Source organism: [Mycobacterium] manitobense, from assembly GCF_025821665.1.
GTDB lineage: Bacteria > Actinomycetota > Actinomycetes > Mycobacteriales > Mycobacteriaceae > Mycobacterium > Mycobacterium arseniciresistens.
In genome coordinates this window covers 86,561-100,860 of the sequence record NZ_JACKSJ010000093.1, presented here as the reverse complement: position 1 = coordinate 100,860, position 14,300 = coordinate 86,561, and the positions used below count along the sequence as shown (strand labels likewise).

General features: G+C 67.5%; 10 protein-coding genes and 2 pseudogenes. 7 read left to right on the top strand and 5 right to left on the bottom strand.

What is annotated here, in order from left to right:
• Nucleotides 1–102: 102 nt before the first annotated feature.
• Entirely contained in the window at nucleotides 103–2,763 is a 2,661-nt protein-coding gene (locus H7I41_RS12260; RefSeq protein ID WP_264012853.1) for a beta strand repeat-containing protein, read from the bottom strand.
• On the opposite strand from H7I41_RS12260, the gene H7I41_RS30320 reads away from it, so the two are divergent.
• The gene (locus H7I41_RS30320; RefSeq protein ID WP_264012852.1) at nucleotides 2,747–3,223 is read left to right on the top strand and encodes a hypothetical protein; all 477 of its coding nucleotides are present in this window, start codon (nucleotides 2,747–2,749) and stop codon (nucleotides 3,221–3,223) included. The genes H7I41_RS12260 and H7I41_RS30320 overlap by 17 nt on opposite strands.
• A gap of 871 nt (nucleotides 3,224–4,094) precedes the next feature.
• Here H7I41_RS30320 and H7I41_RS12250 read toward each other — a convergent pair.
• Both H7I41_RS12250 and H7I41_RS12245 read right to left on the bottom strand, forming a co-directional pair.
• On the bottom strand, nucleotides 4,095–5,450 hold the full coding sequence (locus H7I41_RS12250; RefSeq protein WP_264012851.1) for an acetamidase/formamidase family protein: 1,356 nt from the start codon (nucleotides 5,448–5,450) through the stop codon (nucleotides 4,095–4,097).
• Between the two features lie 245 nt (nucleotides 5,451–5,695).
• Entirely contained in the window at nucleotides 5,696–6,358 is a 663-nt protein-coding gene (locus tag H7I41_RS12245; protein ID WP_264012850.1) for a lysophospholipid acyltransferase family protein, read from the bottom strand.
• A gap of 206 nt (nucleotides 6,359–6,564) precedes the next feature.
• Here H7I41_RS12245 and H7I41_RS12240 point away from each other — a divergent pair.
• Nucleotides 6,565–7,617: pseudogene (locus H7I41_RS12240) on the top strand (YbfB/YjiJ family MFS transporter); the annotation flags it as partial.
• A gap of 26 nt (nucleotides 7,618–7,643) precedes the next feature.
• Here the strand turns inward: H7I41_RS12240 and H7I41_RS12235 are convergent.
• Complete coding sequence (locus H7I41_RS12235) at nucleotides 7,644–8,696, bottom strand: class I SAM-dependent methyltransferase (protein ID WP_264012849.1); 1,053 nt, start codon at nucleotides 8,694–8,696, stop codon at nucleotides 7,644–7,646.
• A 302-nt stretch (nucleotides 8,697–8,998) separates the two neighbouring features.
• Here H7I41_RS12235 and H7I41_RS12230 point away from each other — a divergent pair, with 302 nt between their 5' ends.
• Both H7I41_RS12230 and H7I41_RS12225 read left to right on the top strand, forming a co-directional pair.
• The gene (locus tag H7I41_RS12230; RefSeq protein WP_264012848.1) at nucleotides 8,999–10,633 is read left to right on the top strand and encodes a long-chain fatty acid--CoA ligase; all 1,635 of its coding nucleotides are present in this window, start codon (nucleotides 8,999–9,001) and stop codon (nucleotides 10,631–10,633) included.
• A 52-nt stretch (nucleotides 10,634–10,685) separates the two neighbouring features.
• Nucleotides 10,686–11,234 carry a DUF1697 domain-containing protein gene (locus H7I41_RS12225; protein ID WP_264012846.1) on the top strand — a complete coding sequence of 183 codons (549 nt, stop codon included), beginning with the start codon at nucleotides 10,686–10,688 and terminating at the stop codon, nucleotides 11,232–11,234.
• A gap of 20 nt (nucleotides 11,235–11,254) precedes the next feature.
• Here H7I41_RS12225 and H7I41_RS12220 read toward each other — a convergent pair whose 3' ends face one another.
• On the bottom strand, nucleotides 11,255–11,551 hold the full coding sequence (locus H7I41_RS12220; protein WP_264012845.1) for a hypothetical protein: 297 nt from the start codon (nucleotides 11,549–11,551) through the stop codon (nucleotides 11,255–11,257).
• Nucleotides 11,552–11,656: 105 nt separating this feature from the next.
• Between H7I41_RS12220 and H7I41_RS12215 the strand changes: the two are divergent.
• From H7I41_RS12215 to H7I41_RS12205, 3 genes and pseudogenes are all read left to right on the top strand, one after another.
• Nucleotides 11,657–11,883: pseudogene (locus tag H7I41_RS12215) on the top strand (BatC protein).
• Between the two features lie 9 nt (nucleotides 11,884–11,892).
• A complete protein-coding gene (locus tag H7I41_RS12210; RefSeq protein WP_264012844.1) occupies nucleotides 11,893–13,104 on the top strand; it encodes a cupin domain-containing protein in 1,212 nt (403 codons plus the stop codon).
• Nucleotides 13,101–13,988, top strand: coding sequence for a ferredoxin family protein (locus tag H7I41_RS12205; protein WP_264012843.1), 888 nt, complete (start codon nucleotides 13,101–13,103; stop codon nucleotides 13,986–13,988). The genes H7I41_RS12210 and H7I41_RS12205 overlap by 4 nt, the downstream gene beginning before the upstream one ends.
• Nucleotides 13,989–14,300: the final 312 nt, after the last annotated feature.

The following is a 14,300-nucleotide window of genomic DNA, read 5'->3' as shown; positions in this document are numbered from 1 at the left end:
TCACGATCCCGACGAGGCGTGTCGGGCTTTGGCCTGTCATGGCTGCGAGACGAGGGACGAGCCACCCGCGCAGGCGATTCGATTCGCCTGCGCGGGTGCGTGTCAGCCCGCGAACTCGTGCAACGTGGTCGTGACGTTCGACGGCCTGCTGCCGTCGATGGTCGTCACGGACAACGAGCCGTCCGCACGGACGTCGACTCCGCCGGTCGCAACGCCGTTCGCGATCGTGTGGATGATGGTCTTCTCGCCCGTGGTCGCGTTGACCCGCCACACCTTGGTGGTGCGTGTGTCGGCGTCGTAAACGGTGGCGTATCCACCGCCGTCACCCGTCGGAGTGAGCCAGACGCCGTAGCCGTCATCGGTGAAGCTGACGACGTTCGTTCCGTCCGCACTGGCCACGAGCACCGACACCTGGCGGGTCCCCTGCTCCGGCACGCCGGCGTAGGACCTGACGAAGATCGTGCCGTCGGGTCCGATGGTGAGTGGATCGAAGCCGTCGCCGAGGCTGCCGTTGAAATTCGACGGGGCAGTGGCACCCGGGATCTCAGCACTGCGCACGCCGGTGTTCAGGTTGACGAAGCCGATACCCGTGCTGGTGACGTATGCCGCATACGGCGTTCCGTCGGGGCCGAATTCGAGATCCTCGGTGCCCGCCGACCCGGGCAGTGCCGTGACCGCGCCGGTCGACGAAACCGTGTGCGTGGTGTTGACGAACAATCTGCCGTCGGGTCCGACCTTCAGCGTCTTGATCTCGTCGAGCGGGACGGGGATAGCCGCCGGGGCATCGTTTCCACCGGGACGGACCACCACGACCGCACCTCCGCTCGCGTTGCTCACCAGCAGGTAACCGGTCCCGTCATCGGCGAACTGAAGCGTGGTGAACTTGCCGTTGTAGCCCGGGAGGTAGTCGATGGCCGGGCCCTGGACGGCGCCGGTCGGCGTGATCACCGAGATCGACGCCGTCGAACCCGTGGTGGTGACCTGGTAGGCCGTCCCGTCGGGTGCTACCGCGACTGCTCCCACGGCATTGCCGGTGAGCACGCGCGGCGCGGAGAGAGCGCCGGCGTCGATCGTGTACACGCTGGTGGTGCCGGCGGTCTGATTACGCGTCGTGAGATACGCGGTGCCGCCGGTTCCCACCGCCGTCCCGACCACCGTCTGGCCTGCCGGCGCCGAGAGTGTCTTGACCGAGCCGTCGGGAGCGACGGCAAGGACTTTGGTCGTGGTGCCGTCCTGGTACGCCTGATAGGCGGTCCCGTCGGAGGCCACCGAGACCCCGCCCGTGGCGATGCCCGAGAGCTTGGTGACGATCGTCTGGCCGTTCGGCCTGATCTGGACGACCGAGATGGTGGTCTTCCTGGTGGTGTTGAACTGTCCGACAGTCAGATAGCCGGTTCCGTCCGGAGCCACGGTGATCGGTCCGGACGGCGCTCCGGCCATCGCGGTCGACGTGGTGAGGGCGCCGGTCGCACTGATCACCGACACCTGCGTCTTGGTGCCGTTGATGGTGGTGAAGTAGGCACCTCCGCCCGGCGCCGCGATCAGGCCGCCGTTCTTGAAATCGGGGACGCCGGTGATCGTCACGGTGGCCGCGGCCGTCCCATCGGGGTTGATGACGATGACCCTGGTGGGAGACGTCCGCCCGCTGGCCGAGCCGTTCAGTGCGTTGACGAACTCGAATTTGGTGCCCGTGGTTCCCGTCAGGACCTTGCCGGAACTGACACCGGGGAACGTGTTCTGGTCGACGTTGGCGAGATTGACGGTGACCGAGGTGGTGACGGTGCCACCGTGTCCGTCGCTGAGGGTGATGGTGAACTTGTCGGTTTTGACCGCCGCGCTCGCCTTCGGCGCGTTGGCCGCTGCGCGGGCTTCCGCGGTGGGCGTGTACCTGAAGGTGCCCGTGGTGTTGTCGTACTCGATCGTGCCCTTCTTGGTGGCGGTCGGTCCGCCCAGGATGATGGCGTCCTTGTCGGCGTCGGTCGCCCACGCGGTGCCGATGACGACGCCGGTGGTCGAATTCGGCTGTCCCGCAGCGGCGCCGGGTGCGGTCGGTTTGATGTTCGCAGGCGCTATCGCGACCGTCACCACCTGCTGGGTCACGTTGCCCTGGTCGTCGGCGACGCTGAGGGTGAAGGTGTCGGTCTTGTCGACGGGGGTCGCGGTGGTCAACGCGGCGGCGTGACGCATCGCGGTCGTGGGCGTGTAGGTGAACTTGCCCTTGGTGTCGACGACGACCGTGCCACCTTTACTGCTGGTGGGCGTGACCGCGTACGTGAGGGGGTTCTTCTCGGGGTCGGTCGCGGTGACCGAGCCCTTGACCACCCCCGTCGTGGAACTGGGCCGGCCGACCGTCGTCCTGGTGATCGTGGGTGCCCCGTTGTCGACCGCGGCGGAGACGTCGGCCTCGGGCAGGAGTTCTCCGGTGGTCTGCAGCGACTCTGCGGTGTTGGCGATCTTGACGGTGTCCAGGCTGCCCAGTTCGCGGCGGGCCGCGGCGAGAGCCACCCAGACAGCCGGGGATTCGACCGGCGCAACGGGAGCCCCGGTGGCCCCCACCCGCAGGGTGAGCGCAGACAACACGCCGAACCCGGTCTTGGTGACCGCCGTCGGCGCCGCAATGGCCACCGTCTTCGACTCCTCGGCAGCGGTGGTCGCGGCCGTCAACGACCCGAACTGGGCCCGCACAGTCGACACGGTCTTCGGCGCGCCCGACTGCGACAGGTCGCCGGTTGCGGTGTCGGCGGTAGTGGTGCTCGACGACACCTCCGCCCGCTGCGATCGCCACGTCCTGGTCCTGCTCGTCGTCGACTGCGTGGACGTGTCCTTGGCCGCCGCGGTCTTCGTATCGGTCGAGGATGCGGCGTCGGCCGCGGCCTTCTGCGCTTCCTTCTTCGCCGCTGCAGCCGCGGCTCGCTTACTCGACCTCTTGGTCGAGGACTTGACTCTCGGTGTCGACTTAGGGGTTTCGGCCGACGGCGAGCCACCAGTCGCTGAATCGCCCGTCGTCGAACCTCCTGCCGAAGGCGTCCCCGAATCGTTGGTCGACGTCGAACCGTCGCCGTTCGTGTTCGAGCTCGACGAACCGGTGTTACCTGAAGCCGAACCCGATGACGAGGACGAACCCGAGTCACCGGAATCCGTCGGTGTCGCCCAGACCGGCGACGCCGCTACGGCCGACCCAACCCCGAGCGCAACCGCAAGCGCACCGACGCGCCCCACGTAACCCGCATACCCCATCCGATGCTCCCTCGACGATCTGAACGCTGCCCCGCTGCAGCAAACTGTCTACGGAAGGTAGCAAGCTGGGGCTTCGCTGAGCGTCAATTTCGAGATACTGGCGTTTATCGGAGTCTTGTCGCTGGTTGGGGCATCGGATGAGTGACGGCCACCGGCCATTCGAATCGTTGCTTTTGTTAAGCATCTAGCAATCTTGAAGCCGACCCCCGTTTGCGCCGAAATATTGGGTCAGGAAAAGCTGTCGCGAATTCACATCATGCCCCATACTGGATCGCCTCCGTCGCGCTGCCGGAATGCCCGCGGTGTCGGCTGTGCAACGCGTGCCGTCGGAGCTCCACACCCGCCGGCCCTTGGGTGGCAAGCGCCGAAGCTCCACTAACATCTGAAAGATACTGCAGAAGAACTAGTTTCGGTGCTCTAGGAACCGACCGCCGGGGCCGGGTATCGGGATGGAAGCGTCGCGGCGCTCTATCGGGCAGCATCCCTGGCCGGGGGCGGTGACGGACTCATTCGGCGGTTCGCGGCGCAGCAGCAGTAGGTGGCGAGCAAAGACGCTTTTCTTGTCGAAGAGGCGGGCTGCCGAATGAATTTGTGCCATTTTCAACCAAACGCAGCTCGCGGTTGCTGTGTCTGCACGATGTCCCCGATAACCGATGACGTCGTTGCGAGGAGGCGATTGGCCGGCCAACCGCGACAAGCTGGCTTTACTGAGCGAAAGGGGCGTCGAGGAACCTCGTAGCTAACTGATTCGGCTGGATACACGGGCCGCGCTACGCCAGTCGATACTTTGCTGGCATAGGGCACCGCCGACCAGTTCGGCGGCCATCCGGATTCGACCGCACAGCGGGCCGTCCGCCTCACGCGAAGTGCGACTTGAAGATCTCGCCGTGCACGCCAACCGTCTTGTCGACGACCTGCGAGACGTGGAAGTTCGAGGCCGCCGACAGATAGGCGTACGCGGTGGCGCGGTCCATACCGCGGTCGGTCTCGAGATAGTCGAGTGCGTTGACCACGGCGCGACGCATCGCGACATCGAGGTCGCTGCCCTGGCCGTCTAGGGCGCCGTCGGGATCGGACAGGCCGATCGGCACCCACACATCGGCGGTCTCGGCGAAGGGATAGCGGAAGGCCACGGACGGCGCATCGCCCGATCCCTTCTTGCACACCGTGAGGCGGAAGGTGCTCCGCAACGATCCCTCCATCGCCGTCAGCGCGACCTCGCCGTTGCCCATCGCCATGTGGGGGTCGCCGACGTAGAACAGTGCGCCCTCGGCGACGACCGGCAGATAGAACGTGGACCCCTTACCCAGCAGCCGGATATCGATGTTGCCGCCGCCGAGGGTCGGTGGCACCGAATTGGCGGTCGGCGCAGTCAGTTCGGGGTCCTGCGAGTACGCGACGCCCATCATTCCCATGAACGTCTGCAGCGGGAAGCGGACCTTGGCGTCGCCGTAGGCCATCACGCCCTGACCGTCCTCGATGGCCGTGAACGTCGAGATGTTGCCGTAGGACGTCGGGTTCTTGGTGGCTCTGCCGTCCGTGGCGATCGGTGGCATCACCTCGGCCAGCGAGATGCCCGCCGGAGCGCCACCGTCGGCGGTTCGTGCCAGCGAGCCCTTGCCGTGCCGGCTCGACACCACGCCGTACGGCACCCTCGGCACGGCTTCGAGGGTCTCGATCTTCAGCACGTCACCCGGTTGAGCGCCCTCGACGAACACCGGGCCGGTCACCACGTGCGGGCCGTCCTTGTCGAAGTTCCTCGGCGTGCGCCGGTAGTCGCTCGCGATCGCGACGGCGTCCTCGAGCACGTCACCCCGCGCGACGCCGTGGCCGCCGAAATACGTGACCGGGTCGCGGCCCTGGTCTTCGAGGATGCCTTCGTGCGAGACGGCGTCGATCGTGACGGTCTCGCCCGACCGCATCTGCATCGCCGCGGTGGCGTGCACATTCGGCACGTACCCCCAGAGCACCTGATCGGGGGTGGACGGCAGGTAGTGGTCACCTGGGGTGTCGCCCTGTCCGGGCTGCAGCACCGTGACGGCGCCGGTGACGGCTGCGTTGCTCGGTGCGGATGCGACGTCGTGTGAGCAGGCCGCCGCGACGCCGGCCACTCCGGTGCCCGCGCCCAGCAGCGCCGCGGCGCGGACGAAGTCGCGGCGCCCGATGCCGGCGACGAGGGTCTGCGCGGCTGTCCTCGCGAGCGATTCGGTCATGGAGGTCTCCTCGCTCGGCGTTCGGTCAGCCCATCGGTCCGCGCCATTGCGTCATATGTCTTCTACCCGGCGCGTTTGTTCGCCGAAACGGTGCGCACGTTTCCATTGCGTTTCGCTTTTCGAGTGCAGATGCCCGCGACGTGAGGTCATCGGGCGCGGTGCGCCCTTGCGGCATCCGGGAGGGTCGCCGATCAGGCGGGGGAGTGCCTCTTGATGTTGTTGTACCACAGCACCTTCGACCCACCTCACTTCGCACGTTCCTCTGCCATTGTGGTGATACGCGAGTGGATCTCCTCGAGCAGATCGCTGACGGACTCGAAGTCGTCCGGGTCGATCGGCTCACCGAAGAGGACGTAGACGGTGTGCCCGAACGACGGGGATCTCCGACCCACCGGCAGCACCTTGTTGGCGTTCACCAGGCTCACCGGGATGACCGGCACACCCGAGCGCTTGGACAGGACGGCCACACCGGGACGGTACGGGGCGACCTCCCCGGGCAGCACGCATTTCTGCTCCGGGAAGATGCCGACCAGGGCCCCGTCCGCCAAGGCGTCGGCGGCGGTCTCCATCGCCTGTTTCCCGGACTCTGCGTCGCCGCGCACGACCGGTATCTGGCCGAGCACCTCGACGAGCCAGCGGGTGAGCGGTGATTTCCACAGCTCTGCCATCGCCATGGCGATCGCCTGACGGCGCAGCGCCGCCAGGATGAACAGCACGTCGATCATCGATGTGTGATTGGCCGCGAGGATGACTGCGCCGTTGTCCGGCACCACCTCGGCACCGACGATCCTCGTCCTGATGATGCGCGTGAATCCCAGCGTCCACAGAACCAGCCGAATCGACCAGGTGACCAGGCTCGCGCGCTTCCCGAGCCCGCGGGTGCGCCGCCTCCGTTCACTTCCGGTCATCTGGTCCTTCGTTGTCGCCGCGGGGTCCAGCGTGAGACTACCGAGGTCGACTGCGCCGGGGACCCGCTCCGAGTGAGAGCCGGCACCTTGCAGCTGAGAGCAAACCGGTCGTGGCGTCGCATCCTCGCCGTGCTGACGATGGCAGCATGAGCCGCCACCGCCCACACATCCACATCGCCCGCGGCGCAGCCGCCTTGGCCGCGGCCATGGGCATCGGCCGCTTCGTGTACACGCCCATCCTGCCTCTGATGACGGCCCAGACGGGGCTGAGCGCGGCGGCCGCCGGCGGCCTTGCCACCGCCAACTACGTCGGTTACCTGGCGGGTGCGCTGGCGGGTGTGCTCGTTCCGCGTCTGGTGCGCACAACCGTCACGTTGCGTGTCGCGCTGGTTGTGGTGGTGTGCAGTCTGGCCGCGATGCCGCTGACGCACAGTGTCGTTGCGTGGATGGCGATCCGTACGCTCGCGGGATTCGCGAGTGCCGTGCTGTTCGTCATCGCGGTCGACTGGATGCTCGATCACGCCGGGCGGCGGTCCATCCTGACCGGCTGGGGATTCGGGGGCGTCGGCGTCGGTATCGCGCTGTCGGGTGCGCTGGTGCTGTTACTGCCCGCCTCAGGGTGGCGGGTGGCCTGGTGGGCGGCTGCGGCGATGGCCGCGATCATCGCCGCGGTGGCCTGGCACCTGAGGGGCGCCGTCCCTGTCCTGGGGAGTGCGAAAGAGGGACACGCACAATCCGATTCGCGCTTCTGGTTCACTATTCTCCTCGCGTGCTACACCCTCGAGGGGATCGGTTACATCATCGCGGGCACCTTTTTGGTGGCTGCCATCGGACAGAGCTCACCGGGATGGCTGGGCAACAGTGCCTGGATCGTCGTCGGACTGGCCGCCGCGCCGTCGGCAGCGCTGTGGGCCGCGGCGAGCAGACGCTGGTCGCACGCCACCCTGCTGGCGGTGGCACTCGCGTTACAGGCGGTGGGGATCGCGTTGCCCGCCTTCGCCGGTGGCGCCGCCGCAGCGCTCATCGGCGCTGTGCTGTTCGGCGGCACCTTCATCGGGGTGAGCACCGTCGCGTTGGCGGCCGGCCGTCTGCTCGCCTTCCCGCGTGCAGTCGCGGTCCTCACCGCGGGGTACTCGGTCGGTCAGATCCTCGGCCCGCTGATCGTCGCACCCCTACTGCACGGGGGCTTTCGGCACGCGCTCATGGCGTCGGCCGCCGTGGTTTCTGCTGCGGCGCTCATCGCCGTCTGGTTGCGCGTCGGCGGTCCGGCACTGGGTAGCGGGCATCATGGCCTCGCTTCGAAGATCATGTTGAACGGAGTCTCCGTGGCCCGTCGGAACCGCGTGAAGCCGCCCTCGTCGACCATCACGCTCCTCAACCGCTGCTCGCCGGCCTGCGCACCGAGTGCAGGTCCCTGTTGGGACAGCGAAACCGGTACGCAGATAAGGGATGACGCACCGTAGAACAGGCGGCCGACGGGGTTCAGGTTGTCGGTCAGGTGGTCGCCGGCCATCGGCTCCACGAGCATGCAGTGCCCGTCCGGTTTGAGCGCTTCCCTCGCCCGGCGGGCGGCACCCGCCGGATCGGCCATGTCGTGCAGGCAGTCGAAGAACGCGATCACGTCGTAGTCACCACCTTGGTAGGACGTCGCATCCGCCGCCTCGAAGCGGGCGTTGTTCACGCCTGCCTCCGCGGCCCGGTCACGTGCGGTCTGGATGGACGCCTCGTGATAGTCGATCCCGACGAACTCCGACTGCGGGAACGCCTGTGCCATCAGGATCGTGCTCGCGCCATGGCCACAGCCGACGTCGGCCACCCGAGCCCCGGCGTTGAGCTTGTCGACCACCCCGTCGAGCGCAGGAAGCCAGGAGGCCAACAGGTTCGCGTTGTAGCCGGCACGGAAGAACCGCTCGGTGCCCTCGAACAGGCAGGGATGGTGTTCGCCCCATTCCATGCCCTTGCCGGTGCGGAAATTCTCCACCGCGCGTTCGCGCACCTGGAACAGGTCGTTGACGATCTGGTAGGCACCGGGCAGATCCACCGGCCCGTTCGGATCCGCCAGGCACAACACCTGCTCCTCGGTCATGTGGTACTCATCGGTCTCGGCGTCGTATTCGACATATCCGCCCGCGGCTTGATTGGCCAGCCACTCCCGCAGATAACGCTCGCTCGTCCCGGTCTTGTCGGCCAGCGCTGCTGCCGACAAGCGATGACCGGCGAGTGCCGAATACAGTCCGAGCTCGTCGCCGATCAACATCAGGACCGCGCTCACCGACGCCGAGAGGTCGCCGACCGCCCGTCCCAGAAATGCGTTGAGTTTCTCCTCGGATACGGCCATTGCACTCTCCTTCGCCCTGTCCCGAAACGGTTGCACATCCGGCATGGCGACGTGACGGTTCGCACAAACCCGGCACAACCGGCCATATGTTAGCTGCACTAGGCGATGCGGGATGCGGGTCGGCTTGCAGCGCCTAGCCGGCTACAGCGGATACTCGCTCTTCAGGACGTTATTTTGTCGTTCACGTCAATGGTGAGAGTCATCCGCGCAACGTCACGGGCGCGCTTTGTCAATTCGCTGAAACTGATCTCCGGCGGTCGTAACATCGCGCCTACTGCCGGTTGCCGGAAGGGCGGATCGTCATGAAGAGCACCATGCAGAAAATCCCGCTGAGCATCACCACGATCATGCGACACGGCTGCGAGGTGCACGGCGATCGCAGGGTCACCACGTCGATGGGTGGCGGCGAGTATCGCTCCGTCACCTATCGCGAACTCGGCGAGCAGGCCGGCCGAATGGCGAATGCGCTGCGCCGCATGGGAATCACCGGGGACGAACGCGTCGGCACCTTCATGTGGAACGACGCCGAGCATCTGACGACGTATCTCGCGGTGCCGGCGATGGGCGCGGTGCTGCACACGTTGAACATCCGGCTGTCCCCGCAACAGATCGCGTTCATCGCCAACGATGCCGAGGACAGGGTCATCTTCGCCGATCTGTCACTCGTCGCGCAGCTCGCTCCGGTGCTGCCGTTGCTCGAGACCGTCCACACCGTGATCGCCGTCGGGGAAGGCGATGCCGACGCGCTGTCGTCGCCCGGCAAGACCGTGCTGCGCTACGACGACATCCTGTCCGCAGAGTCGCCGATCTTCGACTGGCCGGACATCGACGAGGACTCCGCGGCGGCGATGTGTTACACCAGCGGAACCACGGGCAACCCGAAAGGCGTCGTCTACAGCCATCGTTCGGACTACCTGCACTCGATGGCGGTGTGCTCGGGCAACGGGCTCGGTCTGAACTGCGCAGATTCCCTGGTGCCGATCGCGCCGATGTTCCACGCCAACGCCTGGGGGATGCCCTACGCGGCGCTGATGGCCGGCGCAGACCTGGTGATGACGCACCGGTTCCTCGACGCCAGGTCGCTGGTCGACCTGATCGAGACGCAACGCCCCACGGTGGCCTGTGCGGTGCCGACGATCTGGAACGACGTCATGCGCTACCTGGACAAGAACCCCGGCCACGACCTCTCGTCGCTCCGGCTGGTGCCCTGCGGTGGTTCGGCCGTGCCCATCTCGATGATGAAGACGTTCCAGGAGAAGCACGGCGTGGAGATCGTCCAGGTGTGGGGGATGACCGAGACCTCGCCGCTGGCCACCATGGCGCGTCCGGCGCCGGGCACCCCGCAGGACCAGCTCTGGGCAGTGCGGACCAGTCAGGGCAGACCGGTCTGCGGCGTCGAGACCCGGCTCGTCGACGACGCGGGCAACCCGCTGCCGCACGACGGGAAGGCGGTCGGGGAGATCGAGGTCCGCGGCCCGTGGATCACCGGCTCCTATCACCGGGGACGTGACGAATCCAAGTTCGAGGGCGGCTGGCTGCGCACCGGTGATGTCGGGCGCATCGACCCGCAGGCGTTCGTCACGTTGACCGACCGCGCCAAGGACGTCATCAAGTCCGGTGGCGAGTGGATCTCGTCGGTGGAGCTGGAGAACCACCTCATCGCGCATCCGGCGGTACTGGAAGCGGCCGTGGTGGCCGTGCCGGACGAGCGTTGGCAGGAACGGCCACTGGCCGCCGTGGTGCTCGAGGACGGCGCCGATGCCACCGCGGCCGAGCTGCGGAAGTTCCTGGAGGACAAAGTGGTTCGATGGTGGCTGCCCGAGCGGTGGACCTTCGTCGATGAGGTGCCGAAGACCGGCGTCGGCAAGTACGACAAGAAACTGATCCGGTCGCGGTACGCCGAGAACGCCTACGACGTCCAGGAAGTCAGGGACTAGCACCTCGGCCACTCCGCACCGCGACCCGCGTCGACTCGGTACCGTCCAGTTCATGGGGACGACGCGCTACGTCGCGCTGCTGCGAGGCATCAACGTCGGCGGGCGCAACAAGGTCCCGATGGCCGACCTGCGAGCGGCGTTCGAGTCGCTCGGGTTCGAGGCGGTCACCACCTACATCCAGTCGGGGAACGTGCTGTTCGCCTCGGACGTGCCACGTGTGTCCCTCGAGCCCTCGATCGAGGGCATGCTCGAAGCGCGGCTGGGGATCCCCCTCGTGGTCGTGGTGCGTTCGCACCGGCAGCTGCGGGCAGTGGTGCACCGTGCGCCTCCCGGCTTCGGTGCGCAGCCGGACACCTATCACTCCGACGTCGTGTTCCTGAAGCCGCCGCTGACCGCCGCGCGGGCGATGGACATCGTCGACCTTCGCGACGGTGTCGACCAGGCGTGGCCCGGAACCGGCGCGGTGTACTTCGCCCGCCTGAGCGCCAGGCGGACGGAGAGCCGGATGAGCCGGATCGTGGGTAAGCCCGAGTATCAACTGATGACGATCCGGAGCTGGTCGACAACCACCAAACTGCTCGCGTTGCTCGACCGGGGCTGATCAGCCCTGCGCGCCGTCGTTCACGACGCGACGACGAGCAGTACCAGCGCGAGCGACGCGGCGACCCCGAGGAAGCCGCCGGCCAAAAGAGCACGCACCCACAGCCGACGAACAAGCACCGCGCCGGCCAGCAACGCCGCCGCGGCCAGTCCGCTCAGGGCCAGCAGCACGCCTTCCCGCAGTGGCAGCGCAAGCACCCCGGTGACGAGGAGCCATCCGGCGACGACGCCCACCGCGGCGACCGCGAGAGCCACCACCGACCGGCCGATCCGCCGCGACGGGGAGTGTGGCACCGGCTGCGGCGCGGGGGAGGTCATCACGTCATGATGGCAGCGTTTCGGTCAGGCCTCTGGCGGCAACACCCCGAGGGTGTAGATACTGCGAACACAGGTGGTACGCACGCAGCCCCGAGAGGATTCACCATGGCACTCGACGACGACGACATCACGACATCCGGTGGCGGGGAGGGAACCGCTGACGGCGGTTCGAACCCCGAGGGCCACGACGGCGGCGCGGACGAACCGCTGACGGCGGTTCGAACCCCGAGGGCCACGACGGCGGCGCGGACGGCACCGCGGGCGGGGAGGGAACCGCTGACGGCGGTTCGAACCCNGANGGCCACGACGGCGGCGCGGACGGAACCGCGTAGCCCCTTCTCATGCTGAGCCGCTGCGTCACCGTCGACCCTGCGGAGTTCGCGGCGCAGTACTGGGGCCGTAGGCCTCTGCTCAGCCGGTCCGGCGCACTGCCCCGCGACTTCGCCGATCTGCTGTCGCCCGCGATGGTCGACGAGCTGATCGCCGAGCGCGGGGTACGTGCACCGTTCATCCGCATGGCCAAGGCCGGCGACGTACTGGCGCGCAACTGCTACCTCGACTCGGCCGGCTTCGGTGCAGAGATGCCCGACCAGGTGGACTCGGCGAAGGTGCTGACCGAGTTCGCCGCCGGCGCCACCATCGTCCTCCAGGGTCTGCACCGGTTGTGGCCGCCCATGATCGACTTCGTGCGCGGCATGGTCGACGACCTCGGGCACCCCGTTCAGGCGAACGCCTACGTCACGCCGCCGAACCAGACGGGATTCGAGACGCACTACGACGTTCACGACGTGTTCGTGTTGCAGACCGCCGGGCAGAAGCGGTGGATCGTGCACGAACCGGTGCACGAACACCCGCTGCCGTCGCAGCCGTGGACCGACCACCGTGGGGCGATCGCCCGGCGAGCGCAGGAAGAACCGGTCATCGACACGGTGCTCTCCGCGGGCGACGCACTGTATCTGCCACGGGGCTGGGTGCATTCGGCGCACGCGCTCGACACCACGTCGATTCACCTGACCGTCGGCGTTTCTGCGGTGACCCGCCTCGACGTCGTGCAGGCCGTCGTCGACACCCTGACGACGGTCGAGGAGTTCCGGTCGTCGCTGCCGCTGGGCTTCGATGCCACCGACACCGACGAGATGGTGGCGACCGCTTCGAAGATCATGGCCGAGGCGATCGAGAGTCTGCGCGACCGCGCCGCCGAAATCAGTGAGGGTGCGGCGCAGCGACTGTCACGACGCCACGCCGATCGCACCCGCCCGGTGGCGGTCCGCCCACTGGCGACGCTGGTGGCCACCGAGAATGCAGGCGCCGTCACGGTCCGGTGGCGTCACGGCCTCGTCGGAAGTGTCCAGAACCGCGACGGCTCAGTCGTTCTGCGTCTGCCGGACCGGACCATCACCTTCCCCGAGTCATGTGCGCCCGCGGTCGAGGCACTGCACCAGGGGGCGGTCGTCGACGCGGATTCCCTGCCCGGCCTCGACCGCGCGGACGGCACGGTGCTCGTCCGCAGGCTGCTGCGGGAGGCCGTCGTGGTGCCGGTGAGCGGAGGATGACCTCGGCGAAGCGCGAACCGTGCAGTGATCAGTCCCTCGCCCGCAACGACACCATGTACGGCACGGCCTCGGCGGGGCACTCCTGGTTGATGCTGGAATTGGCCGGGCCGTGGGGGCATTCGGCATTCCTGGACTCCGCCACGGTCATCGACCGCGAGCTCGGTCGTGCGATCGCGCGACGGGCCGAATCCGAGGGCATGCGTATCGCCGCGATCCGCCGCCCGGGTCGTCGCTCCGCCACCCCGCGCTGGCGCTGGTTCGTCGCACACTGCGACGAGGGCAGCGAGGTGCTCCACCACGGTGAGGTCGACGATGCCCGGGGGTACCTGGACCTCGCCCTCGACGGCTCCGACGGCCACGTGTGCACCGATCCACTCGTCGCCGTCTGTGCCCACGGCAAGCACGATCAGTGTTGCGCGGTACGGGGGCGCTCCGCCACTGCGGCCATTGCCGCTGAGTTCCCCGAATTCACCTGGGAATGCTCGCATCTGGGTGGTGACCGGTTCGCCGCGACGATGCTCGTGTTGCCCGAGGGGCTGTGCTACGGCCGGGTGGACTCCACCGACTCGGCGGAACTGGTGCGCAAGTACCTCGACGGCAGGCTCGACAACCGATTCCTCCGCGGCAGGACATCGTTACCGCACCCGGTTCAGGCCGCACAGTATTTCGTCCGGGCGGCCTCGGGTGATGACCGCATCGCGGCGCTGTCGCCCATCCACGTCGAACGCGATGACCACACCGTCCGCGTCGTGCTCAGTGGCGACGCGGGACCCGTGGAGGTCGTGCTCGCCGAGGAGTTGTCCGAACCGCTTCTCTCGATGTGCTCGGCGAAGGCGTCAGGCCGGGTGCGCACCTTCGTGCTGGTGTCGATGACCCCGAGCTGACGTCCGCCGGTATCTTGTCTTCATCGATATCAGCCCCGTCACCGTCCACGTCCTCGGTTCCGTGCCCATCCCGGTCGGCCACCGGATCGAGGTGCGGGTCTTCCTGCGCGACACCGGCAGAAGAAGGGCGAGCCGAGTCACTACGAACCCTTCGTCACCGACCTCGACACCGGAGTCACGTTCGGTACGGACTGGCATTTCGAGAACCTCAGCGGCTACCGCCCGGGGACCGTCCAGGAGTTACCAGTCGAACCACGCCCCGAACTCGCGACACATTCGAACCTGGTGGGAACGGTGTTGGCCACCCGGGGG